The following is a 386-nucleotide window of genomic DNA, read 5'->3' as shown; positions in this document are numbered from 1 at the left end:
TGAAGACACGGCTGTGACTCTTGACGTGAATGCAAACGACAGTTTTGAAAATGCCGGTCATACCATTACCGCCATTAACGGTACGGCCATAGCAGTAGGTGGTTCTGTCAATGTTGTGAATGGAACGGTTCTTTTGAATGCCGACGGTACCTTAAGTTTTAGCCCAGCCGCTAATTTCAATGGAACTACTGATTTTACGTATACCGTGACTTCTGGTGGTACGACAGAAACAGCAACGGTAAGTTTGACCGTTAATGCGGTGAACGATGCTCCGGTCAACAGCGTGTCTGGCGCACAAACCCTGAGTGAAGACGCCAATCAAGTGTTCAGCTCTGCCAATGGTAATGCGCTCAGCGTGGCCGATACCGACAGTGCGGTGGTGACGA

1 protein-coding gene is annotated in these 386 nt (G+C 49.5%); it reads left to right on the top strand.

Annotation, left to right across the window (positions count from 1 at the left end):
* On the top strand, positions 1 to 386 hold a 386-nt coding region (locus tag Lwor_RS13875), incomplete at both ends, for an Ig-like domain-containing protein (protein WP_169792194.1).

This window comes from Legionella worsleiensis, from assembly GCF_001467535.1.
Lineage (GTDB): Bacteria > Pseudomonadota > Gammaproteobacteria > Legionellales > Legionellaceae > Legionella > Legionella worsleiensis.
Note: the sequence above shows the minus strand (reverse complement) of the source record. Positions and strands in the feature narration are given on the sequence as shown.